This window comes from Streptomyces sp. NPDC060031 (assembly GCF_042736805.1).
Taxonomy (GTDB): Bacteria; Actinomycetota; Actinomycetes; order Streptomycetales; family Streptomycetaceae; genus Streptomyces.
Window position 1 is genome coordinate 76,939 of sequence record NZ_JBHWVM010000016.1, and the last position, 26,459, is coordinate 103,397.

Annotated in this window: 26 protein-coding genes; 7 read left to right on the forward strand and 19 right to left on the reverse strand. The window is 73.3% G+C overall.

What is annotated here, in order from left to right; genetic code table 11:
* Window positions 1–264: 264 nt before the first annotated feature.
* The gene (locus ACFWB8_RS10150) at window positions 265–1,374 is read left to right on the forward strand and encodes a hypothetical protein (RefSeq protein WP_385224144.1); all 1,110 of its coding nucleotides are present in this window, start codon (window positions 265–267) and stop codon (window positions 1,372–1,374) included.
* Between the two features lie 196 nt (window positions 1,375–1,570).
* Window positions 1,571–2,629, forward strand: a complete 1,059-nt coding sequence (locus ACFWB8_RS10155; protein WP_385224146.1) for a phosphatase PAP2 family protein — start codon at window positions 1,571–1,573, stop codon at window positions 2,627–2,629.
* 281 nt (window positions 2,630–2,910) lie between these two features.
* On the opposite strand, the gene ACFWB8_RS10160 is transcribed toward ACFWB8_RS10155, so the two are convergent.
* Both ACFWB8_RS10160 and ACFWB8_RS10165 read right to left on the reverse strand, forming a co-directional pair.
* Window positions 2,911–3,891, reverse strand: a complete 981-nt coding sequence (locus ACFWB8_RS10160) for a helix-turn-helix transcriptional regulator (RefSeq protein WP_385224148.1) — start codon at window positions 3,889–3,891, stop codon at window positions 2,911–2,913.
* Window positions 3,892–4,004: 113 nt separating this feature from the next.
* Window positions 4,005–4,661, reverse strand: a complete 657-nt coding sequence (locus ACFWB8_RS10165) for a transglycosylase family protein (RefSeq protein ID WP_385224150.1) — start codon at window positions 4,659–4,661, stop codon at window positions 4,005–4,007.
* A 296-nt stretch (window positions 4,662–4,957) separates the two neighbouring features.
* On the opposite strand from ACFWB8_RS10165, the gene ACFWB8_RS10170 reads away from it, so the two are divergent.
* Both ACFWB8_RS10170 and ACFWB8_RS10175 read left to right on the forward strand, forming a co-directional pair.
* Entirely contained in the window at window positions 4,958–5,764 is an 807-nt protein-coding gene (locus ACFWB8_RS10170) for a hypothetical protein (protein WP_385224152.1), read from the forward strand.
* 209 nt (window positions 5,765–5,973) lie between these two features.
* Window positions 5,974–6,318, forward strand: a complete 345-nt coding sequence (locus ACFWB8_RS10175) for a hypothetical protein (protein WP_385224154.1) — start codon at window positions 5,974–5,976, stop codon at window positions 6,316–6,318.
* A 28-nt stretch (window positions 6,319–6,346) separates the two neighbouring features.
* Here ACFWB8_RS10175 and der read toward each other — a convergent pair whose 3' ends face one another.
* The 5 genes from der to ACFWB8_RS10200 all read right to left on the reverse strand — a co-directional run bounded on the left by der (window position 6,347) and on the right by ACFWB8_RS10200 (window position 11,085).
* A complete protein-coding gene (gene der, locus ACFWB8_RS10180) occupies window positions 6,347–7,804 on the reverse strand; it encodes a ribosome biogenesis GTPase Der (protein WP_385224156.1) in 1,458 nt (485 codons plus the stop codon).
* A 76-nt stretch (window positions 7,805–7,880) separates the two neighbouring features.
* Complete coding sequence (locus tag ACFWB8_RS10185; RefSeq protein ID WP_385224210.1) at window positions 7,881–8,468, reverse strand: lysophospholipid acyltransferase family protein; 588 nt, start codon at window positions 8,466–8,468, stop codon at window positions 7,881–7,883.
* 56 nt (window positions 8,469–8,524) lie between these two features.
* Window positions 8,525–9,223, reverse strand: a complete 699-nt coding sequence (gene cmk / locus ACFWB8_RS10190) for a (d)CMP kinase (RefSeq protein WP_385224158.1) — start codon at window positions 9,221–9,223, stop codon at window positions 8,525–8,527.
* A 168-nt stretch (window positions 9,224–9,391) separates the two neighbouring features.
* Window positions 9,392–10,480, reverse strand: coding sequence for a prephenate dehydrogenase (locus ACFWB8_RS10195; RefSeq protein WP_385224160.1), 1,089 nt, complete (start codon window positions 10,478–10,480; stop codon window positions 9,392–9,394).
* Window positions 10,481–10,623: 143 nt separating this feature from the next.
* Window positions 10,624–11,085 (reverse strand): YidB family protein, encoded by a 462-nt coding sequence (locus ACFWB8_RS10200; protein WP_385224162.1) that lies wholly within the window; start codon window positions 11,083–11,085, stop codon window positions 10,624–10,626.
* Window positions 11,086–11,225: 140 nt separating this feature from the next.
* Between ACFWB8_RS10200 and ACFWB8_RS10205 the strand changes: the two genes are divergently transcribed.
* The 3 genes from ACFWB8_RS10205 to ACFWB8_RS10215 all read left to right on the forward strand — a co-directional run bounded on the left by ACFWB8_RS10205 (window position 11,226) and on the right by ACFWB8_RS10215 (window position 12,926).
* Window positions 11,226–11,570, forward strand: a complete 345-nt coding sequence (locus ACFWB8_RS10205) for a DUF952 domain-containing protein (protein ID WP_385224164.1) — start codon at window positions 11,226–11,228, stop codon at window positions 11,568–11,570.
* 83 nt (window positions 11,571–11,653) lie between these two features.
* Complete coding sequence (locus ACFWB8_RS10210) at window positions 11,654–12,145, forward strand: Rieske (2Fe-2S) protein (protein ID WP_385224166.1); 492 nt, start codon at window positions 11,654–11,656, stop codon at window positions 12,143–12,145.
* Window positions 12,146–12,284: 139 nt separating this feature from the next.
* Window positions 12,285–12,926 (forward strand): DNA polymerase beta superfamily protein, encoded by a 642-nt coding sequence (locus tag ACFWB8_RS10215; RefSeq protein WP_385224212.1) that lies wholly within the window; start codon window positions 12,285–12,287, stop codon window positions 12,924–12,926.
* Here the strand turns inward: ACFWB8_RS10215 and ACFWB8_RS10220 are convergent.
* The 12 genes from ACFWB8_RS10220 to ACFWB8_RS10275 all read right to left on the reverse strand — a co-directional run bounded on the left by ACFWB8_RS10220 (window position 12,923) and on the right by ACFWB8_RS10275 (window position 26,255).
* Window positions 12,923–13,678, reverse strand: a complete 756-nt coding sequence (locus tag ACFWB8_RS10220; RefSeq protein ID WP_385224168.1) for a DNA polymerase beta superfamily protein — start codon at window positions 13,676–13,678, stop codon at window positions 12,923–12,925. The genes ACFWB8_RS10215 and ACFWB8_RS10220 overlap by 4 nt on opposite strands.
* 3 nt (window positions 13,679–13,681) lie before the next feature.
* Window positions 13,682–14,701 (reverse strand): ADP-ribosylglycohydrolase family protein, encoded by a 1,020-nt coding sequence (locus ACFWB8_RS10225; protein ID WP_385224170.1) that lies wholly within the window; start codon window positions 14,699–14,701, stop codon window positions 13,682–13,684.
* A 2-nt stretch (window positions 14,702–14,703) separates the two neighbouring features.
* Entirely contained in the window at window positions 14,704–15,429 is a 726-nt protein-coding gene (locus tag ACFWB8_RS10230) for an NUDIX domain-containing protein (RefSeq protein WP_385224172.1), read from the reverse strand.
* Entirely contained in the window at window positions 15,426–16,523 is a 1,098-nt protein-coding gene (locus ACFWB8_RS10235; protein ID WP_385224174.1) for an AAA family ATPase, read from the reverse strand. The genes ACFWB8_RS10230 and ACFWB8_RS10235 overlap by 4 nt, the downstream gene beginning before the upstream one ends.
* Window positions 16,520–17,128 (reverse strand): nicotinamide riboside transporter PnuC, encoded by a 609-nt coding sequence (gene pnuC / locus ACFWB8_RS10240; RefSeq protein WP_385224176.1) that lies wholly within the window; start codon window positions 17,126–17,128, stop codon window positions 16,520–16,522. Before pnuC ends, ACFWB8_RS10235 begins: the two co-directional genes overlap by 4 nt.
* 126 nt (window positions 17,129–17,254) lie before the next feature.
* On the reverse strand, window positions 17,255–18,685 hold the full coding sequence (locus tag ACFWB8_RS10245) for a pseudouridine synthase (RefSeq protein WP_385224178.1): 1,431 nt from the start codon (window positions 18,683–18,685) through the stop codon (window positions 17,255–17,257).
* Entirely contained in the window at window positions 18,685–19,314 is a 630-nt protein-coding gene (gene scpB, locus ACFWB8_RS10250; RefSeq protein ID WP_385224180.1) for an SMC-Scp complex subunit ScpB, read from the reverse strand. Before scpB ends, ACFWB8_RS10245 begins: the two co-directional genes overlap by 1 nt.
* On the reverse strand, window positions 19,311–20,555 hold the full coding sequence (locus ACFWB8_RS10255; protein WP_385224182.1) for a segregation/condensation protein A: 1,245 nt from the start codon (window positions 20,553–20,555) through the stop codon (window positions 19,311–19,313). The genes scpB and ACFWB8_RS10255 overlap by 4 nt, the downstream gene beginning before the upstream one ends.
* A 498-nt stretch (window positions 20,556–21,053) precedes the next feature.
* A complete protein-coding gene (locus tag ACFWB8_RS10260) occupies window positions 21,054–21,551 on the reverse strand; it encodes a hypothetical protein (RefSeq protein ID WP_385224184.1) in 498 nt (165 codons plus the stop codon).
* On the reverse strand, window positions 21,536–22,696 hold the full coding sequence (locus tag ACFWB8_RS10265) for a ParA family protein (RefSeq protein ID WP_385224186.1): 1,161 nt from the start codon (window positions 22,694–22,696) through the stop codon (window positions 21,536–21,538). The genes ACFWB8_RS10260 and ACFWB8_RS10265 overlap by 16 nt, the downstream gene beginning before the upstream one ends.
* A 326-nt stretch (window positions 22,697–23,022) precedes the next feature.
* Window positions 23,023–24,138, reverse strand: coding sequence for an alanine dehydrogenase (gene ald, locus ACFWB8_RS10270; RefSeq protein ID WP_385224188.1), 1,116 nt, complete (start codon window positions 24,136–24,138; stop codon window positions 23,023–23,025).
* A 152-nt stretch (window positions 24,139–24,290) separates the two neighbouring features.
* Window positions 24,291–26,255, reverse strand: a complete 1,965-nt coding sequence (locus ACFWB8_RS10275; protein WP_385224190.1) for an AAA family ATPase — start codon at window positions 26,253–26,255, stop codon at window positions 24,291–24,293.
* Window positions 26,256–26,459 lie beyond the last annotated feature (204 nt).

Sequence of the window (26,459 nt, forward strand, 5' to 3'; positions counted from 1 at the left end):
CAGCGTCTTGTGGGGCCACGGTGGGGTTCTGTGTGCGGTGTGGCGTCCTACGGGGTCCGGCGTCGACACGCGAGTGAAGAGTCAGCGTACGCGAGTTCGGCTGTCCCACACGTGGTCAAGCTCTCATCCCGGCACCGGCCGCCGTGTGGTGTGCGCCACTCCCGCCACCTCGTCTCCCCGCCCGCTCTCCCCCGCGTACACGCACGCTCACGCCCAGTGGTTCTCGGCCACTCGCGGGCTCCCGCGCCCTCGATAATCGTGCCCGTGAAAGATCTTGGATTTCGTCGGGCCGCGCCCGCCCTGGCCGTCTTCGCGGCGGTCCGGCTGCTCGGGCTGGCCGTGCTCGGCGTGTGGGGGGCGGCCGCCGGCAGCAGCCCGCACACACTGCTCTCGGCGCGCTGGGACTCGCTCTGGTACGCCCGGACCGCCGCCGAGGGGTACGGGTACGAGGTGGTCCTCCCGAACGGGGACGTCCACTCCAACCTCGCCTTCTTCCCGCTGCTCCCCTGGCTGGAGCGGCTGGTGTCGGCGGCGAGCGGACTGTCGTACGGCTCCGCGGGCCTCGTGGTGTCGGCGCTCGCCGGGCTCGCCGCGGCCTGGGGGATCTTCGCGGTCGCCGACCTCCTCCACGGCCAGCGGGCCGGGGTCTTCGCCGTCGCGGTCTGGGCCGCGCTGCCCGTCGCCGTCGTGCAGTCCATGGCGTACAGCGAGTCGCTCTTCACCGCCCTCGCGGCCTGGTCCCTGTACGGGATGCTGCGCGGGCGGTGGATCACCGCGGGCCTCCTCGCGGCCGGGGCGGGGCTGACCCGCCCGGTCGGGGCCGCGGTCGTCGCGGCGCTGTGGGTGGCCGCCGTACTGGCCTGGCGGCGCGGGGAGCGGTCCTGGCGGGCGGCGGCCGGGGCCCTGTTGGCCCCGACGGGAGCGGCGGCGTACGTGCTGTGGGTCGGCGCGCGCACCGGCGGCGGGCTGCTGGGGTACCTGGACGTGCAGGGCGGCTGGGGCAACGGCTTCGACGGCGGCTGGGCCTTCGCCCGGTTCATCGGGGCGAGGCTCGCCTCCTCCGCCTTCCTCGCCGGGGTCGGGCTGATCGCGGGCGTGGCCCTGGTGCTGTGGCTGTACGGCCTGTGCGTGCGCGGGCGCCAGCCGGCGCCGCTCCTCGTCTATTGCGGGATCGTGGTGGCGCTGGCGCTGTGCGCGTCCGGGTACTTCGGCTCCAAACCCCGGCTGCTCCTGCCCGCCTTCCCGCTGCTGCTGCCGGCGGCGGTGGCGCTGGCCCGGTGGCGGACGGGCCGGGCGGCCGCCGTGCTGGGCGCGGCCGCCCTCGCCTCGGCGGCCTACGGGGCGTTCTGGCTGAACGGCTCGGGCCCGCCGTAACCGCAGTGATTGACCTGCGTCGATAAAGCCGGGTTAAGTGTCTGGAAAATTGGCCGGGGCATTGGATCGGGCGACTCCAACTAATGCCCGAACACCCGGAATTAAGTACCGCGTGAGACCCACTCCACATCACATGGTCATCACAAAGCCCGCGATTCGACCGGGCCGACCATCGGCGCGCGGTAACGTCGATTGAGTGCGTACCGACCAAATCCTGACCCGTCTGGAGCGGGTGTTCGCCCGGCTCGACCGGGAACCAGAGCGACCGGCTCATCTGCAGACACCGCGGATGAGCCGGCACCGCGTCGTGCTCCTCGGGTCAACCCTGGCCTTCTACATCGCGATCGTCGTGGCCGTGTTGACCACGTCCTGGCTCGTCCGCCTGGACTGGCAGGTCATGTTCTTCCGGCCCTACGAGCAGTGGCCCCAGCTGCACGCCTTCCTCGACTACCTCGTCGTCCTGGGCCAGCGCGGACCCACCGCGGTCATGGTCGCGGCCTGGCTCGGGTGGCGCTCCTGGCGGCAGCACACGCTGCGCCCGCTGATCACCCTCGGCGTGGCCCTGCTGCTCCTCAACATCACCGTCGGCGCCGTCAAGCTCGGCCTCGGCCGGCTCGGCCCGCACTACGCCACGCAGATCGGCTCCGCGGAGCTCTTCGCGGGCGGCGATATATTTCCTTCCGGCCACACCGCCAACGCCGTCGTGACCTGGGGAATCCTGGCCTACCTGGCCTCCACCGTGGTCACCCGGCGCGTGCTGTCCGTGGTCTCCGCGGTGGTCTCGCTCAGCGTCGGCGCCACCACCGTCTACCTCGGCACCCACTGGGTCAGCGACGTCCTGCTCGGCTGGTCGGCCGGCCTGCTGATCCTGCTCGCCCTGCCCTGGTGCGAGCCGCTCATCGCCGCGGTCGAGGCCTACGTCTTCGGCCTGCGCGAGCAGCTGCGCCGCCGGATGGAGGCCGGGCGGGTGCCCGCGCCGCTCACCGGCGTACTCGTGCCGCTGCTCTCCGCGGGCGGGAAGTGGCAGTTCCGGGGCCCGGTCGAGACCGCGGAGCCGGCGGCCCGGCCGGCCGCGGCCGCCGCCCTGCCCGCCGGGCACTCCCCGACTCCCCGGCCCGCCGCGCACATCCCGTCCCGGCCGCACCTGATCCGCTCCGAGCGCACCCCGGTCACGCCGGCCGGCAGCCGGCGCCCGGTCCACGCCGAGCGGGCCGCGGCCCGCGGCACCTCCGCCCGCCCGGTAGCCGGGGGCTGAGCGGGGACGGTACGCACGAAGCAGGTACGCACGCGCGACTTTCGGCGGGCCCGGTCATCGACCGGGCCCGCCGTTGTCGTTCATATGGCCGCAACGTCAGCCGTACGCCCGGAGGTTCGTCCGTCCCGGGTCACGCTTGTGTCACGGATTGTCGACAGTTTTTTGACAGCCGAGTTCGGGCGAATCCATTTCTTTCCGCCGCGCGACACGCCCGGGGGAAAATCGTCTTCGGAATTTACTTCCAGGGTCTTGGAATTACACTCGAGACCCACTCGGGTTCCTTACATCTCCTTCACGGAACGAGGCTCCAAGGCCCGTCCGAGGAGATCCCTCGCAGCCCTGATACGGTCCGTCAGCTCAACCGGTTCGACGACTTCGAACTCACAGCCGATCAGCATGATGTGAATCACCAGAACGTCGAGGTTCACCGCCCCGGTCCGCAGGATGCAGCTCTCCTCGTCGACCGGTTCCAGTGCTCCGTCGCTCGGCCCGATGATCTGCGCGGCCTCCCGCGCCGACACCCTCAGCCGTACGACGGCCCGCGCCGCGTACACGCGCTGGGCGATGCCCTCGGAGACGTACGCGGCCAGGTCCTCGGCCGGCGGCGGGCGCGGGGTGAACCGCGGGCCGTGCGGTGGCCGCGGCTCGATCCGGTCGGCCCGGAAGGTCCGCCAGGCCTCCCGGTCGAGGTCCCAGGCGACGAGGTACCAGCGGCGCTCGGTGCACACCAGCCGGTGCGGCTCGACGGTACGGCGGCTGACCGCGCCCCCGTGGTCCCGGTACCCGAAGCGCAGCCGCTCGCTGTCGCGGCAGACGGTGGCGAGCTCGGTCAGCACGGCGGGTTCGACGGCGGAGCCCGCCGCGCCGCGCAGCATCGGCACGGTGAACCGGTTGAGCGCGGAGACCCTGCCGCGCAGCCGGGACGGCAGCACCTGCTCCAGCTTGGCGAGGGCCCGTACGGAGGCCTCGCCGATGCCCTCGACGCCGTTGCCCGCGGCCGTACGCAGGCCCACGGCCACGGCGACGGCCTCGTCATCGTCGAGCAGCAGCGGCGGCAGCTCGGCCCCGGCCCCGAGCTGGTACCCGCCGCCGGTACCGGGGCTCGCGTTCACGGGGTACCCGAGCTCGCGGAGCCGGTCCACGTCGCGCCGCACGGTCCGCGGTGTCACGCCGAGGCGGTCGGCGAGAGCGGCGCCGCTCCACTCGCGGTGGGCCTGCAACAGGGACAACAGGCGCAGCAGTCGCGCGGAGGTCTCGAGCATGCGAACAGTCTGCCGCCCGGCCGAAGCCCCGGGGCCACCCCCGGACCCCGCGCCTCGAACGCCGGCGGGGCCGAGATGGCCCTGCGGGCCGTCCAGTTCGCCAAGAGGCGGCATCAGCCAGGATCCGGCCCCGTCGGCGTTCGAGGCGCGGGAGCCGGGGCGACGGGCCCCGCGGGCACCGGCACCGGCACCGACGGGGGCGCCGGCGGCGGGGCCGGGGGGAGGGTCAGGAGGGTGCCGGCCCGGAGGGCTTCGGGGCGGGGGCCGACCACGGTCCGGTTCGCCTCGTACAAGGCCCGCCAGCCCCCCGCCACCCGATGCCTCCGCGCGACCTCGACCAGCGTGTCCCCGCGCCGCACCACGTGCATCCGCCCCGCCAGCCCGTACCGCTTCGCGCACACCGGCCACGCCTCCCACCCCTGCGTGCCGAGCAGACCCTCCGCCACCCGGATCTGCTGCTCCCGGCTCGCCAGATCCGCCCGCGCCGCATACGCGAGCCCCCCGTGCTCCTCCCACGTCGGCTGCCAGAACTGCAGCCCCCCGTAGAAGCCGTTGCCGGTGTTCACCGCCCACCGCCCACCGCTCTCGCAGTCGGCGACACAGTCCCACGGCCACTCCCCGCCCGGCCCGCAGTCCCCCGTGCGCGGCACGCGCACCCCCGGGGAGCCGGGAGCCGGCGGCGGCGGTGCGGCCGCCGCCGCCGCCCCCGGCCCGAGGACGAACAGCACCGCGGCGACGGCGACGGCAGCCGGGATCCCGAGGTTGCGCATCGCGTCACGCTACGCAGCGCCCCCGGCCGCCCCGCCCCGCCACACCGCCCGCTCCCGCGGCCCACCCGCCCGGCCCACCCCACCGCCCACCACAAAACGAACAGCTCCGGCCACCAACTGCACACAATCAAAAAACAGTTGGCGAGAAAACAAAGCCCCGGTCTCACCGTTCACCCCTGCGGGTGTCCGGTTCGATTCCGTTCCCTCAAACGGCGTGACCCCGGCCGCCGCTCCCCCGTTGAGCCCGGCGAGTCGGGAACCCCCCGGCCCCGCACGCCTAGTCCGAGGAGCCACCCGTGCCGCGCATGCTCGACGTCAGTGATGAGGTACGTGCCGAGATCGGCGACGAAGAGGCCGAACGGCTGCTCGTCGGCGACGGGTCCCCGGGCAGTTACGACTGCACCTCCTGCCGCACCCCCGGCGACTCCGAGCGCGAGCAGACCAGCACCGTGCTGTTCGTCGGCGACGAGACCGCCGTCCTCGCCTTCGCCCACGCCGGGTGCATCCCCTCGCAGGTCGTCTCCGTCTCCGAGGAGCAGCTCCAGGGCGCCGTCCGCTCCATCACCGGGTACACCCCGGGCTCCGGCGCCGACGACGGCGTACCGCAGTCCGTCCCCGGCGGCCAGGCCGTCCTCGGCATCACCAGCGGACTGATCCTGATCGGCGGCGACCTGCACCCCGCCCTGGTCGTCGAGCCCACCGCGGCCATCGCCCGCCCCGGCACCACCGGCCCCGGCGACGACTTCCTCCCGCTCCTCATCGAGCAGGGCTTCATCCCGGTCACCGACACCGGCGAGCTGCCCTCCCCGCTGAACGGCTGGTCGGTCCTGCTCGCCGCGGGCCAGCTGCACGCCGTGCTGCAGCCCGGCGCCGACGGCGCCGGCCAGGTCGCCTGGTGGCAGGCGCACCAGGCGCTGTCGGTCACCGACGGCTGGCGGGCCGCGGTCAACAAGACCCAGCGCGTCCTGATCTACGCCGCCCCCGTCGGCTCCATCGGCCAGCAGCCCCGCGAGGACCTGCTCCGCGACGCCCTGGACAAGGCCGCGGCCGACGGCAAGCTGGTGGCCGCCTCGATGCCCCTGGCGGGCACCGCGGGCGCCTGAGTCCTTCCCGCCCCGCAAACGGCCGTCCGCCCCCTGCGAAGGGGGCCGGGCGGCGTGCGCCGGGGGTGTGCGGTCCGTCCCGCACACCCCCGGCGATCTGCGTTTTCCGCCCGGTCACCCCGCATCCGCAGGGGTTCGGGTTCGTTGGCTGATACGTGCATTCATACGACGTCTCCCGCGCCCCGTCCCATCCGAGCACCGTCCCCCCGATGCGCCACGCACGGGACCGGGACAGCACCCCGGCCGCCTCGCACACCCCGATCTACGACACGCTGTACTCGGAGTACCTGCGCTCCTTCCGGACCCTGCCGGGCGACCGCACGGGCGAGGAGGACCTCGGGTTCACGGCGTTCTCGTACGGCGGCCAGGCCGGCGGCTCGTACGGCAGCGGCTGGAACGGTTCCGCATGGCAGCAGGTGGACCCCTGGCAGTCCGCCTACGCCCCGCAGCCGCAGCCCGCGTACTCGTACGCACACGCCGGCGGGCGGCAGCACCAGACCGGGATGCAGCACATCCCGGCGGCCCTGCCGCCCGCTCCGCGCCGGGGCTACTGACCCCGGCGCCCGGTGGCGCCTGCCGCCGCTACTTCTTCTTGTGCTGAGCGCCGCGCTTCTCGCGCACCCGCACCGAGATGTGGATCGGGGTGCCGTCGAAGCCGAACTCCTCGCGCAGGCGGCGCTCGACGAAGCGCCGGTAGCCGTGCTCCAGGAAGCCGGAGGCGAAGAGGACGAACCGCGGCGGCTTGGTGCCCGCCTGGGTGCCGAACAGGATGCGCGGCTGCTTGCCACCGCGGACCGGGTGCGGGTGGGCGGCGACGATCTCACCGAGGAAGGCGTTCAGCCGACCGGTGGGGACGCGCGTCTCCCAGCCCGCGAGGGCCGTCTCGATGGCCGGGACCAGCTTCTCCATGTGGCGGCCGGTGAGCGCCGAGACGTTCACCCGGGGCGCCCAGGAGACCTGCTGCATCTCGGTCTCGATCTCGCGCTCGAGGTAGTAGCGGCGCTCCTCGTCGAGCTCGTCCCACTTGTTGTACGCGATCACGATGGCACGGCCGGACTCGACGGCCATGGTGATGATGCGCTGGTCCTGGACGCTGATGTTCTCGGTCGCGTCGATCAGGATGACCGCGACCTCCGCCTTCTCGACGGCGGCGGCCGTGCGCAGCGAGGCGTAGTAGTCGGCGCCCTGCTGGAGGTGGACCTTCTTGCGGATGCCGGCGGTGTCGACGAACTTCCAGGTGATGCCGCCGAGCTCGATCATCTCGTCGACCGGGTCGCGGGTGGTGCCGGCCATCTCGTTGACGACGACCCGCTCCTCCTTCGCGACCTTGTTCAGCAGCGAGGACTTGCCGACGTTCGGGCGCCCGATGAGGGCGATGCGGCGCGGGCCACCGATGGGGGTGCCGAAGGTCTGCGCGGGGGCCTCCGGCAGGGCCTCCAGGACGGCGTCCAGCATGTCGCCGGTGCCGCGGCCGTGCAGGGAGGAGACCGGGTGCGGCAGGCCGAGGCCCAGCGACCACAGCGAGGCCGCGTCGGACTCGCCGCTCTGGCCGTCGACCTTGTTGGCGCACAGCACGACGGGCTTGCCGGCCCGGCGCAGCAGCTTGACGACGGCCTCGTCCGTGTCGGTGGCGCCGACCTTGGCGTCCACGACGAAGACGACCGCGTCGGCGGTCTCGATGGCGTACTCGGCCTGGGCGGCGACGGAGGCGTCGATGCCGAGGACGTCCTGCTCCCAGCCGCCGGTGTCGACGACCTTGAAGCGGCGCCCGGCCCACTCGGCCTCGTAGGTGACGCGGTCGCGGGTGACGCCCGGCTTGTCCTCGACGACGGCCTCGCGGCGGCCGATGATGCGGTTCACCAGGGTCGACTTGCCGACGTTCGGGCGGCCGACGACGGCGAGCACGGGAAGCGGGCCGTGGCCTGCCTCCTCGATCGCGCCCTCGATGTCCTCGACGTCGAAGCCTTCCTCCGCGGCGAGCTCCATGAACTCCGCGTACTCGGCGTCGCCAAGTGCTCCGTGGTCGTGCTGGTCGTTCATGAAGTCCGTTCCTCGTCGTTCGTGGTGATCGGTGGCACCCGCGCAGCGCGGTTCCACTACTAGGGTCAAGTCTCGCTCAGCGCCCGGTGAGGCGCTTGGCGTCGGCCAGGTGGGCGGTCAGCCGGTCCTGGATGCGTACGGTGGCCTGGTCCAGCGCGGTACGGGTGCGGCGGCCACTGCCGTCCCCGGCGTCGAAGGCGTCGCCGAAGACGACGTCCACCCGGCTCTTCAGCGGCGGCAGCGCCTTGACCAGCCGGCCGCGGCGCTCGGTGCTGCCGAGGACGGCGACGGGCACGATCGGCGCGCAGCCGCGGACCGCGAAGTACGCGAGGCCCGCGCGCAGCGAGGCGAAGTCGCCCTCGCCCCGGGTGCCCTCGGGGAAGATGCCCAGGGCTCCACCATTGTCGAGCACGCCGAGGGCGCGGCCTATCGCGCCGCGGTCGGCGCCGCTGCGGTCGACCTTCACCTGCCCGATCCCTTCGAGGAAGGGGCCGAGGGGGCCGACGAACGCTTCCTTCTTGATCAGGAAGTGCAGCGGCCGGGGGGCGGTGCCCATGAGCATGGGGCCGTCGATGTTGTGCGAGTGGTTCACGGCCAGGATGACGGGGCCGGAGGCGGGCACCTTCCAGGCCCCCAGCACACGCGGCTTCCACAGCCCGTACATGAGCCCGATGCCGATCCGCCGGCCGACCGCCGCACCCTTGAGGGAGGGCGTATCGCTCACTTGCGGCCCGCCCGCTTCTCTTCGACGAGGGTGACCACGCACTCGATCACCTGGTCGAGCGTGAGCTCGGTGGTGTCCACCTCGACGGCGTCGTCCGCCTTGGCCAGCGGGGAGGTCTTGCGCCCGGAGTCGGCGGCGTCCCGCTTGATCAGCGCCTCCCTGGTGGCCGCGAGGTCCGCGGCCTCCTTGCCGCGCAGCTCTCCGCTGCGGCGCACGGCGCGGGCCTCGGGGGAGGCGGTCAGGAAGATCTTGAGGTCGGCGTCGGGCAGCACGGTGGTGCCGATGTCCCGGCCCTCGACGACCATCCCGCCGACGGCCGCGGCGGCGATGGAGCGCTGGAGCTCGGTGATGCGGGTGCGGACCTCGGGGACGGCGCTGACCGCGCTGACCTTGGAGGTGACCTCCTGGGTCCGGATCGGGCCCGCGGCGTCCTCGCCGTCGACGGTGATGGTGGGGGCGGCCGGATCGGTGCCGGACACGATGGCCGGCTTGCCCGCGGCCACCGCGATGGCGTGCGGGTCGTCGGTGTCGACGCCGTTGGTGATCATCCACCAGGTGATGGCCCGGTACTGGGCGCCGGTGTCCAGGTAGCGCAGCCCGAGCTTGGCGGCCACGGCCTTGGAGGTGCTGGACTTGCCCGTGCCGGAGGGACCGTCGATGGCGACGATCACGGCGGACGGAGCTGCGGTTTCCACGGTGCGGGCACCTTCCTGGTTGCGCGTACGTGTCCGGGCGCGCCAAAGCGCCCCTCTCCAAGGTTACCGGGCCCCGGCGCTCCCCGGCCCCGCCCCGTTCGGCCCAGCCCCGGCGGCCCGCCCCCGGCCGCCCGCGGGTGCCTGCGAACGGGGGTCGGGCGGGCCCGGCTACTGCTGGCGCAGCGCCCAGCCCCGCTCGCGCAGCTCGGCCTCCAGGGCAGCCACCGCACGCGGCTCGACCATGAGCTGGACCAGGCCGGCCTGCTGTCCGGTCGCGTGTTCGATCCGCACGTCCTCGATGTTGACGCCGGCCCGGCCCGCGTCGGCGAAGATCCGTGCCAGCTCGCCCGGCTTGTCGCTGATGAGGACGGCGACCGTCTCGTACACGGTGGGCGCGGCCCCGTGCTTGCCCGGTACCCGGACACGGCCCGCGTTGCCGCGTCGCAGCACGTCCTCGATGCCGGCGGCGCCGCCGCGGCGCTTGTCCTCGTCGGCCGACTGCAGGCCCCGTAGCGCTTCGACGGTCTCTTCCAGGTCCGCCGCGATCCCGGAGAGTACGTCCGCCACCGGTCCCGGGTTCGCCGACAGGATCTCGACCCACATCCGGGGATCGGACGCCGCGATCCGCGTGACGTCCCGGATCCCCTGCCCGCACAGCCTCACGGCCGTCTCGTCGGCGTCCTCCAGCCGCGCGGCGACCATGCTGGAGACGAGCTGCGGGGTGTGCGAGACCAGGGCGACCGCCCGGTCGTGCGCGTCGGCGTCCATCACGACGGGGACGGCCCGGCAGAGGGAGACCAGCTCCAGCGCCAGGTTCAGCACCTCGTGGTCGGTGTCCCGGGTGGGCGTGAGCACCCACGGCCGGCCCTCGAAGAGGTCCGCCGTCGCCGCGAGCGGCCCGGAGCGCTCCTTGCCCGCCATCGGGTGCGTGCCGATGTACGCCGTCACGTCCACGCCGAGCGCGGCCAGCTCGCGGCGCGGGCCGCCCTTGACGCTGGCCACGTCCACGTACGCCCGCGCCAGGCCCCGCCGGATCGCGTCGGCGAGGGTCGCGGCCACGTGGGCCGGCGGTACGGCGATGATCGCGAGGTCGACGGTGCCCTCGTACGCCCCCTCCGTGCCGGCCCCGAGGGCGGCGGCGGTGTGGGCCCGCGCCGGGTCGTGGTCGACCAGGTGCACGGTGATCCCGCGGCCGGACAGGGCGAGCGCCGCGGAGGTGCCGATCAGTCCGGTTCCGATGACGACGGCGGTTCTCACGGGGTGCTCCAGGGGTGCGTGACGGCGGGGCCTGCCTCAGGGTAGCCAGCCCGCACGGCACGGGGCCCGGCGGCCCGTCGGGTGGGACGGTGCGGCCGGGCCCTCGCGAAGCGGCTGCCTGAGCGGTGGAGCCGCTGGAACCGCTAGAGCCGCTGCTGCTTGATGATGTCCTCGAGCGAACCGCTGGGCATCGATCCGTCGGGGGTCAGCTTGTCCACCGCCTGCGGGAGGGCCTGCGCGATCTGGTCGGCGGCCTTCTCCGGGGTGACCCCCGCCTGATCGGCGACCTTCTGCAGGGTGTCGGACGGCAGCGCGTCGGCGATCTGGGCCCCGCTGACCGGCTGGTTCTCGCCCGTACCGACCCACGACTTGGCCTGGTCGGCCAAGCCCGACTTGGTCAGCATCTCCAGCAGCCCGCCGAGCGGGTTGCTCCCGCCGCCACCTGCCGCCCGGGCGCCGCCCGCACCGCCGCCGCCCAGCAGGGCGCCGAGGAGCGAGCCGAGGACATTGCCGCCGCCACCGCCACCGGAGCCGCTTTGGCCGCTACCGGAGCCACCGCCGCCGAGGAGACCGCCCAGAAGGGAGCCGAGGTCGTTACCCGCCATCGCCATGCCTTTCGAAGAGGGACCGGGCCGCACGGCAGGCGGCGTACCCGGCTTCGGAACACGGACAATGTCACCCGGACCGGACAGTGCCGCCACTTGGCGCAGGGCCGCCCGGCGGCCGCTGCGGTAGAACGATGGGCATGATCTTCCACCTCGTACCGCTCGCCGACTGGACCGCCGAGCCCGAGCTCCCGTACGCCCCGCCCTCGCTCGCCGCCGAGGGCTTCGTGCACTGTTCGGCGGACCGGCCGACGGCGCTGGCCATCGCCGTCACGCACTACGCAGCCGTGCCGGGCACCCTGCTGGCCGTGGAGCTCGACGAGCGCGCCCTGACCTCCGAGGTCCGCCGGGAGGGTGAATCCGGGGACCGCTACCCGCACGTGCACGGGCCGTTGAACCGGGACGCGGTGTTGCGCGTGTGGGAGGTGGTACGAACTCCGGGGAGCCCCGCGGAACTGGTCCCGTGGCGGCGGCCCGCCACATGAAACCGTGTGGCGGGCTTCACCTGGAGCCCCGGCACACGCCAGGATGCTCATCGCCATCCCGGCACCCCGAGCGAGGAGCCCCCGTGACCGAGCAGAGCCGTACGAACAACCCCACGCCCACCGCCCGGCGCACGGTACTGGCGGTGAGCGCCGCGGCCCTGGCGGGCGGCGCGCTCACCGCGTGCGGCGGCGGGGACGAGAAGGAGCCGAAGCAGGAGAGCGGCAACGCGGCCACCCCGCAGACGTCCGGGCCTGCGGCGTCCGAGTCGGCGCCGGGGACGGCGGCCAAGGCCCTGCTGAAGTCCTCGGAGGTGCCCGTCGGCGGGGGCACGATCCTCAAGGACGAGAAGCTGGTGGTCACCCAGCCGACGGCCGGGTCCTTCCGCTGCTTCACGGCGGTGTGCACGCACCAGGGCTGCCTCGTGAACAAGGTGGAGGCCGGCACCATCGACTGCCCTTGCCACGGCAGCAAGTTCCAGGTCGCGGACGGTGCGGTGGCCCACGGCCCGGCCACCCGCCCGCTGGCCGAGAAGAAGATCACGGTCGCTCCGGACGGCGCCATTTCGCTCGCGTAGCGGCGCGGCGTCCGCCTACCCTCCCGGAATGGACGAACAGACGCCCGAGACCCCCGAGACCCCTGGGGCCCCCGGGGCCCCGCCGGTCCCCGACACGGACCTCGCTCTGGTGCGGGACCACACGGTCTACGCGTGTGTCATGGGGTCGCGGGCGTTCGGACTGGCGACGGAGGCGAGCGACACCGACCGGCGCGGTGTCTACCTCGCCCCGACGCCGCTGTTCTGGCGCTTCGAGAAGCCGCCGACGCACGTGGAGGGGCCGCGCGAGGAGGAGTTCTCCTGGGAGCTGGAACGCTTCTGCGAACTCGCCCTGCGCGCCAACCCGAACATCCTGGAGTGCCTGCACTCCCCCCTGGTCGAGCGCCTCTCCCCCGTCGGGGAGGAACTCCTCTCCCTCCGCGAGGCGTTCCTCTCCCGCCGGACCCACACCACCTTCACCCGCTACGCGAGCTCCCAGCACGCCAAACTCGTCGCGGACGTCCGCGTCCACGGCGCCCCCCGCTGGAAGCACGCCATGCACCTGCTGCGCCTGCTCCTGTCCTGCCGCGACCTGCTGCGCACGGGCCGCCTCACCATCGACGCCGGCGCCCACCGCGACCGCCTGCTGGCGGTCAAGCGCGGCGAGCTCGCCTGGTCCGAGGTCGACGCCTGGATGACCCGTCTCACCACGCAGGCCGACGCCGCCCTGACCACCACCCCGCTCCCCGCCGCACCGGACCGCCCGCGCGTGGAGGACTTCCTCCTCCGCACCCGCCGCGCCTCGGCCGCGGGCCGCGCCTAGCCCGCGGCGCGGCTGCGGACGACGAAGTCGTCGAGCGCGTCGTACGCCGACCCGTACTCGGGCAGCGCCGAGCCGCCTTGGGCCGCGTCCAGCACCCCGTGCAGCGCCTCGAAGTCCTGCCGCACCCGCGCCGCGTCGACGCCGGCGGCCGGCCCGTGCTCGGCCGCCACCTTCGCCTCGATCAGCCCCGCCAGGTACCCCGGAGCCTCCGGCACCGCGTCCACGAGGCTCGGCAGGTGCGCCTGCACCTCGCCCGCGCGCATGAGGTGGATCCCGGTGAGCAGCGCCCTGAACGCGTAGAGCAGCGGCTTCAGTTCCGCCGTCTTCCCGAAGAGCCGCCACTGGGTGTTCGCGAAGCCCCGGTAGTGGTGCGCGTGGTGGGAGGTCAGCACGCCCGGCGCCAGTGCCACCAGCTCCTGGTGGGCCGGGGTCGTGTGGACCACGAGCGGGGACAGCAGCTGCTCCAGGACGTAGCCGTTGCGGTTCAGCATGAGCCGCACGAATTTGCGCAGGTCGTGCGTGACGAGGTCCATCTCGGTGCCGTCGTGGTCCCACATGCGGCTGCGGGTCTCCTGCGGGTCGCGCAGGCCCAGCAGGGCCGCCGCCGGGAGCAGGTGGGCTCCGCGGAGGTCGACGTCGGAGTCCCGGGACGGGAATCCGTACAGGTGGGCGCCCGACACCGTCGCGAACAGCAGCGGATCGGGCTGGTCCGCCACGATGGGGGTCAGGTCGAGGCTCAGGGCGTTCAGCACGGCTCACGCGTCCCAGAGCGCGCCGAAGGCGAGGAGTTCGTCGCGGTACTCGATGCGGTCCTGCCAGTCGCGCGGCCAGGCGGCCGCGCCGAGGTGGGCGCCGGCGAAGGCGCCGGCCAGGCAGGCGAGGGAGTCGGAGTCGCCGCGGGTGCAGGCGGCCCGGCGCAGGGCGAGGAGCGGCTCCTGCGGGAAGAGGAGGAAGCACTGCAGGGCGGTGGCCAGGGCCTCCTCGGCGATCCAGCCGTCTCCGGTCGTCAGGCAGGGGTCGGTCTCCGGCGAGGGGTTGCGCAGGGCCGCCGTCAGCCGGTCCAGGACGCCCAGGCACTCGTCCCAGCCGCGTGCGATGAAGGATTCCGGCGAGGCGTCGGACGCGGTCCGCATCCACAGGTCGCCGAGCCAGCGCTCGTGGTAGCGGGTGCGGTTCTCCAGGGCGTACGAGCGCAACTGCCCGACCAGGCCCGTCACCTCGGCCCCCGCCGCCAGCAGGTGCACCGCCCGCGCCGTGAGGTCGGAGGCGGCGAGCGCCGTCGGGTGGCCGTGCGTGAGGGCCGACTGGAGCTGGGCCGCGCCGGCCCGCTCCTCCTGCGTCCAGCCGGGCACCAGCCCGACCGGCACCACCCGCATGTTCGCCCCGCAGCCCTTCGAGCCGATCTGGCTGGCGTCGCGCCAGTCCCGCTCGGGCAGGTTCAGCAGGCTGCAGGCCTTCAGGCAGGTGTTGCCCGGGGCCCGGTTGTTCTCCGGGGAGTGGTACCAGTCGACGAACTCCTCCCGGACCGGCCGGGTGAGGCGCAGCGGGCCGACCGGGCCCCGCCCGGCGGCCGTGCGCATCCCGCGGGCCAGGGCCAGCGTCATCTGGGTGTCGTCGGTGACTATCGCCGGGCGCGGCAGCTTCATCTCGCGCCACGGGCCGGTCTTCGCCAGGATCGACGGTACGTCGTTGAACTCCGTCGGGAAGCCGAGTGCGTCCCCCAGCGCCAGCCCGATCATGGCGCCCGTCGCCGCTCGCTTGGTGGTCGTGGTCATGGTCAGTGTCCTTCCGAGGGGCGGAGCAGGGGCGGGTGGAGCGCGTTCGCGGGCCCGGGCCGGTACAGCGCGGCCGGTTTGCCGCGGCCGCCGGTGAGGCGGGCGGCGCCGGGCACGGCCTCGACGAAGCCGGGCGTGGCCAGGACCTTGCGCCGGAAGTTGGGCCGGTCCAGGGCGGTGTCCCAGATGGTCTCGTAGACGCTTTGGAGTTCCCCGAGGGTGAACTCGGGCGGGCAGAAGGCGGTGGCCAGGCAGGTGTACTCCAGCTTCGCCCCCACCCGTTCCCGGGCGTCGGCCAGGATCGAGGCGTGGTCGAAGGCCAGGGCGCCGGCCTCCCCCACGGGCGTCCAGCGGGCCTGGGCCGCGTCCCCGCCGCCGGCGGCCGCCGGGTCCGGCATGTCGGGGACCAGCGCGGTGAAGGCCACCGAGACCACCCGCATCCGGGGGTCCCGGTCCGGATCGCTGTAGGTGCGCAGCTGTTCCAGGTGCAGGGCGGTGACGACGGCCGGCGCCAGGCCGGTCTCCTCGGCCAGTTCCCGGCGCGCCGCGGTCTCCGCGGACTCCCTGGGCAGGATGAAGCCGCCTGGCAGCGCCCACGCGCCGGCGTACGGCTCCTGCCCGCGCCGGATCAGCAGTACGTGCAGGGCGCCGCCCCGCACGGTGAAGACGGCCAGGTCCACGGTCACGGCGAACGGCTCGAAGGCGGACGGGTCGTAAGGGACACTCACGGCCGGCTCTCCGCCCGTACGTTCTCCGGCAGCGGGTCGGCGAAGTGCCAGCCCTCGGCCAGCAGCGCGTCGACGGCGGCCACGGCCGCCGCCAGCCTGGTATCCCGGTCCCCCGCGACGACCGTGAAACGTCTCCCGGTCCTTTCGAGTTCCTCCCGGAAGCGCCGCGTCATCCACGGCCGCAGCTGCGGTCCGTCCCGCAGCCCGTCGTCCTCGAAGGGCACGTCGGCGTGGTCCGTCAGCACGTACAGGTCCCGCCGGGTCCGCGCCGCGATCTCCTCGACCTCCGCGTTGCGGCCGCCCATGTACCGCTCGTGCCAGATACCGGTCGCGAAGGAGTCCGTGTCGCAGAGCAGCACCGGCGATCCCAGCCGGGCCGCCCGCTCCTCCTGCTCGTCCTGGCGCCGCGCGATCAGCGGGAACTCCGCCGAGGCGAACGACACGTCCGCCCAGGAGGCAGCCGGGTCCGCCGTGCGGGCGGCCGCCAGCTTCTCCTCGCTGTACTGGCGCCCGTACTCCGCGACCCACCCGGTCTTCGCCCACACCCCGCCGCGCCGGCGGTAGTGCCCGGCCAGGTCCCGGGAGAGCGTCGTCGTCCCGGTCGACTCGGCGCCGAGTACGACGACCCGCCGGGTCAGGGCGGCCCGTACCGCCGGTCCGAGGTACTCCCAGGACCCGGCCGGGTCCCGGCGTACGGCCGTGCCGGACACCGGGAACATCGTGCGCCGCGGGTCCACGCAGACCTCCTCGGCGCCGAACCGCCGCGCGAGCTCGGTCCCGTACGCCTCCGAGGTGAAGACGGCGTGCACCCGCCGGCCCACCGCGCCCCGGAAGATCGCCATGTGGGCCTCCCAGACCGCCGGGTCCTGCAGGTCGACCGGGATGTCGTCCACCGCGCCGACCACGTGCGCCCCGGGGTGCTCCTCGCGCATCCAGGCGACCCGGTCGGCGAGCGGCACCGATTCCACGGAGGCCGCGCACACCAGCACGGTGAGCCGCTCGCACTGGTCCTGGGCGGTGCGCACCAGGTGGTGGTGGCCGGCGTGCGGCGGGTAGAACTTGCCGAGGACCAGGCCGTGGCCGTAACGCTTCATGCCGTCGCCTCCAGGGCCGTACGGGCGCCGCGCGCCGGGAGCGCCCGGCGCCAGCCGAGGAGCCCGACGACGCACAGGGCGAGGAAGGCCACGTAGAGCAGGGACGTCAGGTAGAGCCCCTTGTAGACGTACAGCGGGATATAGACGAGGTCGGCGGCGATCCACAGCCACCAGGACTCGACGAGCTTGCGGCACTGCCCGTACGTGGCCATGAGCGACAGGCCCGTGGTCAGCGCGTCCCAGAACGGGACGGTGGAGTCGGTGACGCTGCCGAGCAGCAGCGTCAGGCCCGGTACCCCCACCGCCCCCGCCGTGGCCAGCCAGGCCCATTCGGGCGCCGTGGTGCGACGCACCGGCAGGGCTTCGGGCGTTCCTGGTCCACCCCCGTGGGTCCAGGACCACCAGCCGTACGCGGCGAGGGCGATGAAGACGATCTGCAGCCCCGCGTCGGCGTAGAGACCGGCCCGGGCGAAGAGCACGATGAAGAAGACGTTGTTCGCGATGCCGATCGGCCAGTTGGCGATGTGCTGCCGGGCGACCAGCCAGACGCACAGGGCCCCTGTGGCGAATCCGAGGATCTCGGTCCAGCTCGTTTGCCACCCCATGACGGCCCCCCACTCCCTTTAATAGTCATGTTGACTATAAACAGAGTCCCGGGGTCGGCACAAGCAAAAAACCCGCGGCGCCGGAAGGCGCCGCGGGTTCTTCTTCGTGCGGGGGAGGGGGGAGGCTTACAGACCGACCTCGCGCATCAGCATGCCGACCTCGGTGTTGGTCAGGCGGCGCAGCCAGCCGGACTTCTGGTCGCCCAGCTCGATCGGCCCGAAGGATGTCCGTACGAGCTTCTCGACCGGGAAGCCGGCCTCCGCCATCATGCGGCGGACGATGTGCTTGCGACCCTCGTGGAGGGTCACCTCGACCAGGTAGTTCTTGCCGACCTGGTCGACGACGCGGAAGTGGTCGGCGCGGGCGTACCCGTCCTCCAGCTCGATGCCGTCCTTGAGCCGCTTGCCGATCTCGCGCGGCAGCGGGCCGGTGATGGCGGCGACGTAGGTCTTCTTCACGCCGTACTTCGGGTGCGTGAGGCGGTGGGCCAGCTCACCGTGGTTGGTGAGCAGGATGATGCCCTCGGTCTCGGTGTCGAGCCGGCCGACGTGGAAGAGACGCGTCTCGCGGTTGGTGACGTAGTCGCCCAGGCACTGGCGGCCGTCCGGGTCCTCCATGGTGGAGACGACGCCGGCCGGCTTGTTCAGTGCGAAGAACAGGTACGACTGGGTGGCGACGGTCAGGCCGTCCACCTTGATCTCGTCCTTCGGCAGGACGCGCTTGCCCTGCTCCAGCACGATCTCGCCGTTGACCTCGACGCGGGCCTGCTCGATGAGCTCCTCGCAGGCGCGGCGCGAGCCCATGCCGGCGCGGGCGAGCACCTTCTGCAGACGCTCCCCCTCCTCCTCGGCACCCGGGAAGGTCTTCGGGGTCTTGATCACGGGCTTGTCGGCGTACCGGTCGCGCACGCGCTCCTCGATGCGCGCGTCCAGTTCGCGCGGGCGGGCCTGGCCGCTGCGGCTGCCGGGACCGCTGCGCGGGCCGCCGGCCCCGCCGATGCCGGGGGTCTTGGAGGTCTTGGGGCCGCCCTTGGCACCACCGCGCGCGGCTGCGCCACGGGCACCGGAGCCGCCCCGGCCGGCGTCGGCCGCGCCGCGGGCACCGCCGCCGCCCGCCTTGGCGCCACCGCGGCCGTTGCGCTCGCCCTCGGGGCCCACGTCGTAGCGGCGCTCCTCGGGGCGCGGGTTGCGGGGGCGCTGGGGTGCCTGGTCGCGGTCGCGCGAGTCGGAGCCGCCCTGGTAGCCGCCGCCGGAGCCGCCACCCTGGTAGCCGCCGCCGGAGCCACCGCCGCGGTAGCCGCCTCCGCCGGAGGAGCTGCCACCGCGGGAACCGCCCCCGCCGGAGGAGCTGCCACTGCGGTAGCCGCCCCCACCGGAGGAGCTGCCGCCGCGGGAGCCCCCGCCGGAGGAACTGCCGCCGCGGGAGCTACCGCCGCCCGAGCCGCCGCCGCGGTAGCCACCGCCGCCGGAGGAGCTGCCGCCGCGGGCGTTACCACGCCCGCCGCCACCGCCGCCGCTGCTGTTCCTGTTGCCGCCGCCGTTGCCGTTGCTTCGCATCAAAGTTCCGTCGTCTTGTCGTCTTCATCGGTGTCCGGTGCGTCCGGATCGAACGACGGAACACCCTCTTGGCTCTCGGCCTCGATCGCGTCCGCCTCGGGGAGGAAGGGCGCGAGCTCCGGGAGCTCATCCAGGCCGCGTAGGCCCATCCGCTCCAGAAAGTAGTTCGTCGTCCTGTACAGGATCGCACCTGTTTCGGGTTCCGTCCCCGCCTCCTCCACCAGACCGCGCTGCAGGAGGGTCCGCATGACCCCGTCACAGTTGACTCCGCGGACCGCCGAAACGCGCGAGCGGCTGACCGGCTGGCGGTACGCGACCACGGCCATCGTCTCCAGCGCGGCCTGCGTCAGCCGGGCCTGCTGACCGTCCAGTACGAAGCGCTCGACGGCCGCGGAGTACTCCGCGCGGGTGTAGAAGCGCCACCCGCCGGCGACGAGCCGCAGCTCGAAGCCGCGGCCCTGCACGGCGTAGTCGTCCGCGAGCTCGCGCAGCGCGTACGCCACCTCGCGCGGGGTCCGCTCCAGCACCTTGGCGAGGTGCGCCTCGGTCGCGGGCTCGTCCACGACCATGAGGACGGCCTCCAGGGCGGGCTTCAGCGCGAGGGCCGCCACGGCGCTCTCCGTCGTCATTCCTTGACCTCCACGATCCGGTCGAACTCGTCGGTCACCGTCGGCATCCCGTCGCCGTCCCCGCCGCACCAGCGCACGGTGAGCGTCTGGAGGGCGTCCTCCTGGTCGAGGACCACGGCCTTCTCCCGGTAGAGCTCGAGGAGGGCCAGGAAGCGGGCGACGACGGTGAGGGTGTCGCCGGCGTCCTCGATGAGCTCCTGGAAGGTCGCCTCGCCGCGCGCCTTGAGGACCGCGACGACCAGTCCGGCCTGCTCCCGCACGCTGACCAGGGGTGCGTGGATGTGGTCGACGTAGACCTGCGGTTTCGCCCGGGGCTGCATGGCCTTCACGGCGAGCCGGGCGAAGCCTTCGGCTCCGATGCCGATGACCACCTCGGGCAGCAGCTCGGCGTGGTGCGGCTCCAGCCCGACGGTCCGGGGGTAGCGCTTGCCCTCGGCCTCGGCGCGGGCCTCGAAGATCTCGGCGACCTGCTTGTACGCCCGGTACTGGAGCAGCCGCGCGAAGAGCAGGTCCCGCGCCTCCAGCAGGGCGAGGTCGGCCTCGTCCTCGACCTCGGCGGCGGGCAGCAGCCGGGCTGCCTTCAGATCGAGCAGGGTGGCGGCGACGACGAGGAACTCGGTCGTCTGATCCAGATCCCAGTCGGGCCCCATGGCCCGGATGTGCGCCATGAACTCGTCGGTGACCTTGGACAGCGCGACCTCGGTGACGTCGAGCTTGTGCCGCGAGATCAACTGCAACAGCAGATCGAACGGCCCCTCGAAATTCGCCAACCGCAACCGAAACCGCCCGTCACTCCCCGCCGGCTCGGAGACCGGCCGCCCGTCGGGGGCCGGCCCGGGCCGGTGCTCCCCGTTCGGACCCGGAACAGGCCCTGGCAGCGGCCCCTCGCGGCCCGGGGCAGGGCCCGGCAGCCCCTCCGGGCCCGGTACGGCGCCCGGCAGCGCCTCGGGGTCCGCCAGAGCCCCGGAACCCGCGGGATCCCCTCCCGGGGCCCGCACGGCCCGCTCACCGGCCTCCTGGCCCCCGGGCTCGCGGCGTGCCGGGCCCTCCGCGGCTCGCGCTGCGGGCTCGGCAGGGCTCGGCGGGGCCTCCCCGGCAGCCACCGCGGGTGCGGGGGGCTCCCCCCCGGTTCGGGAAGGTGCGGGATCGGGGAGAGCCTCCTCCCCGCCCGGTACGGGCGCGGACGGGCCACGGCCCAGCAGGCGACGGGGCGGGCGGCCGGATTCGGCGGGAGAGGGCATCACGGTCCAGGGTGGTGCGGAAAGAGCGGCTGACCGGCCCAAGGCTGCCACGCGCAGCCGCACGGGAGGCAGGACAGGGCCGGGAAACCTCCCGCACCCCAGCCGACCCGAACGGCAGCCCCCCGGCCGCAGCGCGGGAGCAGCGGCCGGGGGACCCGCGCAGCCGGACGGCGGGCCACCACGAGGGCAGTGCAGTGACAGCGGACCAGCCGGGCGGAAGCGCCGACCCCGGCCGAACCACAGGTCAGCCGGTCACCCGGAAGGCGGGATCAGCACCCGCGGAAGCCGCGCTGCCGCACGGCGGCACCCACGGTGGCCGCAGCCCCAGCCGCCAGCCGGCCCGCAGGGCAGTCGCGCGGCGCGCGGCCCGCGGCGCAGTCCAACGGGGCGGGGTGGCGGCCACGCACCGGGCAGCGGCTCAGCGGCCGCGCACCGGGCGGGCAGCAGGCCAGCAGCCGCGCACCGGCCCGCCCGCGCACCCCGGTCGCGGGCAGCGGCTCAGCGGCCGCGCAGGCGGCGGACCAGGATGCTCGCGTCGCCGCGGGATTCCAGGTCCGCCAGGACCACCGCCACCGCCTCGCGGACGATGCGGCCGCGGTCCACCGCGAGGCCGTGCTCGCCCCGCAGCACCAGCCGCGCGTGCTCCAGGTCCATGAGCTCCTCCGCGGAGACGTAGACCGTGATCTTCTCGTCGTGCCGCTCGCGCCCGCTCGGCCGCCGGTTCGCCCCGCGGCCCTGCCCCTTCCCCCGCCGAGCGCCGGCGGAAGGGGCACCGGAACCTTCCTGCGGCCGCCGCTGCGCGCCGACCGAGCCCTCCGTACCGGCCTCAGCCTCCCGACTGCGGCCCTCCCCCGCCGTGCCCTGCGCCGACGCCGCCGCGTGCTCCGCGGCGGGCGACTCGTCCGTACCGCGCCGCGGCGAGGGCGCCTGGAGCGCCATCCCCCCGGTCGTACGGAAGAGTTCGTCGGCTCCGGGCAGACTCACTCGGCGGGACACCGGGCGAGCACCTCCCTGGCCAGCTGGCGATAGGCGGCGGCACCGACGGAGTTGGACGCGTACGTGGTGATCGGCTCACCGGCGACCGTGGTCTCCGGGAAGCGCACCGTACGGCCGATGACCGTGTGGTAGACGTGGTCGTCGAAGGCTTCGACGACGCGCGCCAGCACCTCACGGCTGTGCACCGTACGGGAGTCGTACATCGTGGCGAGGATGCCGTCGAGCTCCAGCTCCGGGTTGAGCCGCTCCTGCACCTTCTCGATGGTCTCGGTCAGCAGCGCCACACCACGCAGTGCGAAGAACTCGCACTCGAGCGGGACGATGACCTTGTGAGCCGCCGTCAGGGCGTTCACGGTCAGCAGACCGAGCGAGGGCTGACAGTCGATCACGATGTAGTCGTAGTCGGCCAAAAGGGGCTTGAGGGCCCGCTGGAGGGTCGACTCGCGCGCGACCTCGCTGACCAACTGCACTTCGGCAGCGGACAGGTCGATGTTGCTCGGCAGCAGGTCCATGTTCGGAACCGCGGTCTTGAGCAGCACCTCGTCGGCCGACATGCCCCGCTCCATGAGCAGGTTGTAGACCGTCAGGTCGAGTTCCATCGGATTGACGCCGAGACCCACGGACAGCGCGCCCTGCGGGTCGAAGTCGACGAGCAGCACGCGGCGCCCGTACTCGGCGAGCGCGGCACCCAGGTTGATGGTCGACGTGGTCTTGCCCACGCCGCCCTTCTGGTTGCACATCGCGATGATCGTCGCCGGACCGTGGTCGGTCAGCGGACCCGGGATCGGGAAGTACGGCAGCGGCCGTCCGGTCGGGCCGATCCGCTCCCGGCGCTGGCGGGCAGCGTCGGGGGCGAGAGTGGCCGCGTACTCGGGGTCGGGCTCGTACTCCGCGTCCGGGTCGTAGAAGTGCCCCTCGGGCACATTGTCATAGTCGGCGAAACCAGTGGGCTTTTCGCCGCTCCGGTCGCCGGCCCTGGAGTTCACGTCTAGGCCGTCCATGCTCTTTTGGGGCGTCGTCATGTGCTGGTGGTTTGCGAAGGTGCGGACTGCGACGGAGCCGACAGCTTCGAGACCGGCAGGGCCTTGGCCCCGCGCAGCCGTCTCTGCTCGACCACCCCCAGGAGCAAATGTCGACTCATTCACAAGTCGTCTTACCTCCTCGGACGTGACCAGGACACTTATCGATAGGTCAGCGTGGCACCATGCCGACGGTTGGCGACTCTATGGCGTGTCACCGCTCAGCGGCAACACAATCCGTCGGACCCGGCACGATGTGTCGGCAACCGAACACCTCTCTGTCAAGGGCGTCCGAGCTGTCGCCGCGAAGTTTCGCGGGTGTGCGAAAGGGTTAAAGGGTTACGTTCGAGGCGAGTTGAACCGCCGTTCGGAGCCCCTCCCAAACGCGTCCGGCCGGACCTTGCGGGCAAGGTCCGGCCGGATACGTGAGATTGACGTCAGTCGTTGACGCCTTAGCCGAGAAGCGTGCTCAGCTCGAGGGTCTCGAGGCCGTGGGCCTCGGCGACCGGACCGTAAACGACCTGGCCGTCATGGGTGTTGAGGCCCAGCGCGAGCGCGGGGTCACGACGCAGCGCCTCGGCCCAGCCGAGGTTCGCGAGCTGCACGATGTAGGGCAGCGTGGCGTTGGTGAGCGCGTAGGTGGAGGTGTTCGGCACCGCGCCCGGCATGTTGGCGACGCAGTAGAAGACCGAGTTGTGGACCTGGAAGGTCGGCTCGGCGTGAGTGGTCGGACGGGAGTCCTCGAAGCAGCCGCCCTGGTCGATCGCAATGTCGACAAGGACACTTCCGGGCTTCATCTTGGCGACGAGCTCGTTGGTGACCAGCTTCGGGGCCTTCGCACCCGGGATCAGCACCGCGCCGATGACGAGGTCGGCCTCGACGACGGCCTTCTCCAGCTCGTAGGCGTTGGAGACGATCGTCTTGATCTTCGTGCCGAAGATCTTGTCCGCCTCGCGGAGCTTGTTGATGTCGCGGTCCAGCAGGGTCACGTGGAAGCCCATGCCGATGGCGATCTGCGCGGCGTTCCAGCCGGAGACGCCGCCGCCGATGACGACGCACTCGCCGGCGTGGGTGCCGGGGACACCGCCCGGGAGGACGCCACGGCCGCCGGCCGAGCGCATCAGGTGGTAGGCGCCGACCTGCGGGGCCAGCCGGCCCGCGACCTCGGACATCGGGGCGAGCAGCGGCAGCGCGCGGTTCGCGAGCTCGACCGTCTCGTAGGCGATGGCGGTGGTGCCGGACTCCAGCAGGGCGTCCGTGCACTCGCGGGAGGCCGCCAGGTGCAGGTAGGTGAAGAGCGTCTGGTCCTTGCGGAGGCGGTGGTACTCCTCCGCGATGGGCTCCTTGACCTTCAGCAGCAGGTCCGCGGTCGCCCAGACCTCGTCGGCGGTGGCGAGGATCTCGGCGCCGGCGGAGACGTACTCCGCGTCCGTGATCGAGGAGCCGACACCGGCGTTCTGCTCGATGAAGACCTGGTGGCCGCCCCGGACCAGCTCATGCACGCCGGCGGGCGTGATGGCGACCCGGAACTCGTTGTTCTTGACCTCGCGGGGGATGCCGACCTTCATCGTCGATCACGGTCCTTGGCTCAGGGGAAATTACGGCGTACTTCCATACATACCCGCCCACAAGAACGCGCAACGGGATGCACCACGGGATGCCGCGGTGAACCCAGTCTAATGAAGGATGAGTCGCTGTCTAGCCTTGCAAACGAATAATCTTAGTCGGAAGCACTGCGGATTTCGCAGGCTGCGGGGTCATCTCCCAGCAATCTGTCGGCCGCGGACCGGTGCAGCCTCGCCGCCGCCGGGTCGCCGAGCCTGTCCAGCGTGTCGGCCAGGCGCACCTGCAGCGCGGCCTGAAGCCGCAGATCGCCGGCCCGGCGCGCGAGCTCCACCGCCTCCCGGCAGGTGTGCAGCGATTCCTCGGGCCGCCCGGCGTACTCCTGAACGCGCGCCATCTCGCTCAACGCCTTTGCCTGGCCCGGGACATCGGCCAGCTTCCGGTACCCCGCTGCGGCCGCCCGCCAACTGCGCAGCGCGTCCCCGTACCGGCCCGCGTAGGTGTGTACGTTCCCGAGCCGTCCGTACAGTCGCGCCTCGTCCGCGCGCTCCCCCCTGGCGAGGGCCTGGGAGAGGGCCCGGCCGAACCAGTCGCAGGCCCGGTGCCAGTCCGCCAGCTCCTGGTACGCGCCGCCTACGGATTCCATCGCGCGGCCCGTCGCGTACGGGTCTTTTGCCGCCCTTCCCGCGTCCAGCGCGGCCCGGTACCGTTCGAGGGCCTCCTGGGTCCGGCCCGTCTCGGCGTCCAGATCGGCCAGGTTCAGCAGTGCGGCGGCCTGCTCGCGGTGGAGGTTGCGCCGCTCGGCGACGTCCAGGACCAGCCGGTGCAGCCCGTACAGCTCGGGGGCGGCCTCGGCGGTCCCGCGGTGCTGCGCCAGCGCCCGTACCAGGGCCGCGACGATCCGGCGGGCCAGGGTGTCCAGCCCGCCGTCGGCCACGGCGAGCGCGGCGGCCGCCGAGAGGGCGGGCAGCCGGGTGTCCAGCCAGGTGGCGGCGGCCCGCCGGTCGGCGAAGCGCAGGGCGCGCGGCAGGCCGTCCAGGCGCTCCCGCATGAGGTCCTCGTCCTCCTCGGCCATGGCCCGGCAGGAGGTCAGCAGCCGTACGGTGCGCTCCAGCATCCGGGCCCGCGCCAGCTGCACCTCGGCGGGGCGCTCCTTGGCCTCCAGCAGGGCCTGGAGCAGGGGTGCGAGGCAGCCGGGCAGCAGGAACAGCCCGTCGTGGCCGTGCCGCAGGAGGCCCAGCGCGGCGAAGTCCTCCAGCGTGGACTGCGCGGCGGCCACCGAGCAGCCGGCGAGGGCGGAGGCGGTGTGCGAGTCGACGATCCCCGCCGGGGCCAGGGGCAGCAACCGAAGGGTGCGCTGGGCGGGCTGCGGAAGGGACTCGTAGACGAAGCGGAAGCCGCGGGCGAGGGGGCCGCTGGCGGCGGGGGGCATCTCGTGGATCTGCTTGGCCACGTCGGCGACGGAGGCCTTGGGGTGCGCGGCGAGCCAGCCGCCGACCAGGCTGAGCACGGCGGGCAGGCCCCCGCACTCCTCGGCGAGGGCCTCGGCGGCGCGGGGGTCGGCGGTGACGCGGATGTCGCCGATGCGCTGGACGAGCATCTGCACCCCGGCGGGCGTGTCCAGCCCGCCGAGGGTGCACGGGCGGACATCCGGAATCCCGGTGAGGGGGCCCTCGGCGGTCACGACGACGAGGCACTCGGAGGTGTCGGGCAGCAGTGCGTCGACCTGGTGCGGGTCGGCGGCGTCGTCGACCAGGATGATCACGCGGCGCCCGTCGAGGGCGGCGCGCAGGGCGGAGCTTAGCTCGTCCTCCCCGGCTCCGGGCGGGGTCGGCTCGCCGAGCCCCTCCAGCAGGGTGCGGACGGCCCTCTCGGTGGCCACGGTCTCCCCGCCGGGCGTGGTGAGCCGCGTCCGGAGCACGCCGTCGGGGTACTCCCCGGCGACCTCGCGCACGAACGCCTCGGCCAGGGCGGTGCGCCCGGACCCCGGGCGCCCGGCGACCAGCAGCACGCGGGCGCGGGGTGCCTTGGCCTTGCGGCCGGAGAGGGTGTCGAGCCCGGTCCGTGCGATGTCCTCGCGCAGCTCCTTGAGCTCACGCCGCCGCCCGACGAAATCCGTCACGGATCCGCTCCTCTCCCTGCCTTCGGGTTGCGAGCGTAGTTCACGCAGAGCGACGAACCGGGTGGAGCGCGGCGGGCAAATCGCCCGATCGGATCAGCCGATGGTCACACCAGCCCCCCGGCCGCCGCCTCAATCGCCGGCGCGGCCGAAATTGCCCTGCGGGCAATCCAGCCGGTAAGGGGGGCGCCGCCCCCGCAGCGGCGC

What these genes read in the sequence shown, in the direction of transcription:
- ACFWB8_RS10160 (WP_385224148.1), bottom strand. Translation starts at nt 3,891, where the DNA reads ATGCTCGAGACCTCCGCGCGACTGCTGCGCCTGTTGTCCCTGTTGCAG.
- ACFWB8_RS10165 (WP_385224150.1), bottom strand. Translation starts at nt 4,661, where the DNA reads ATGCGCAACCTCGGGATCCCGGCTGCCGTCGCCGTCGCCGCGGTGCTG.
- ACFWB8_RS10175 (WP_385224154.1), top strand. Translation starts at nt 5,974, where the DNA reads ATGCGCCACGCACGGGACCGGGACAGCACCCCGGCCGCCTCGCACACC.
- der (WP_385224156.1), bottom strand. Translation starts at nt 7,804, where the DNA reads ATGAACGACCAGCACGACCACGGAGCACTTGGCGACGCCGAGTACGCG.
- ACFWB8_RS10185 (WP_385224210.1), bottom strand. Translation starts at nt 8,468, where the DNA reads ATGTACGGGCTGTGGAAGCCGCGTGTGCTGGGGGCCTGGAAGGTGCCC.
- ACFWB8_RS10200 (WP_385224162.1), bottom strand. Translation starts at nt 11,085, where the DNA reads ATGGCGGGTAACGACCTCGGCTCCCTTCTGGGCGGTCTCCTCGGCGGC.
- ACFWB8_RS10205 (WP_385224164.1), top strand. Translation starts at nt 11,226, where the DNA reads ATGATCTTCCACCTCGTACCGCTCGCCGACTGGACCGCCGAGCCCGAG.
- ACFWB8_RS10215 (WP_385224212.1), top strand. Translation starts at nt 12,285, where the DNA reads ATGGGGTCGCGGGCGTTCGGACTGGCGACGGAGGCGAGCGACACCGAC.
- ACFWB8_RS10225 (WP_385224170.1), bottom strand. Translation starts at nt 14,701, where the DNA reads ATGACCACGACCACCAAGCGAGCGGCGACGGGCGCCATGATCGGGCTG.
- ACFWB8_RS10235 (WP_385224174.1), bottom strand. Translation starts at nt 16,523, where the DNA reads ATGAAGCGTTACGGCCACGGCCTGGTCCTCGGCAAGTTCTACCCGCCG.
- pnuC (WP_385224176.1), bottom strand. Translation starts at nt 17,128, where the DNA reads ATGGGGTGGCAAACGAGCTGGACCGAGATCCTCGGATTCGCCACAGGG.
- ACFWB8_RS10245 (WP_385224178.1), bottom strand. Translation starts at nt 18,685, where the DNA reads ATGCGAAGCAACGGCAACGGCGGCGGCAACAGGAACAGCAGCGGCGGC.
- scpB (WP_385224180.1), bottom strand. Translation starts at nt 19,314, where the DNA reads ATGACGACGGAGAGCGCCGTGGCGGCCCTCGCGCTGAAGCCCGCCCTG.
- ACFWB8_RS10255 (WP_385224182.1), bottom strand. Translation starts at nt 20,555, where the DNA reads ATGCCCTCTCCCGCCGAATCCGGCCGCCCGCCCCGTCGCCTGCTGGGC.
- ald (WP_385224188.1), bottom strand. Translation starts at nt 24,138, where the DNA reads ATGAAGGTCGGCATCCCCCGCGAGGTCAAGAACAACGAGTTCCGGGTC.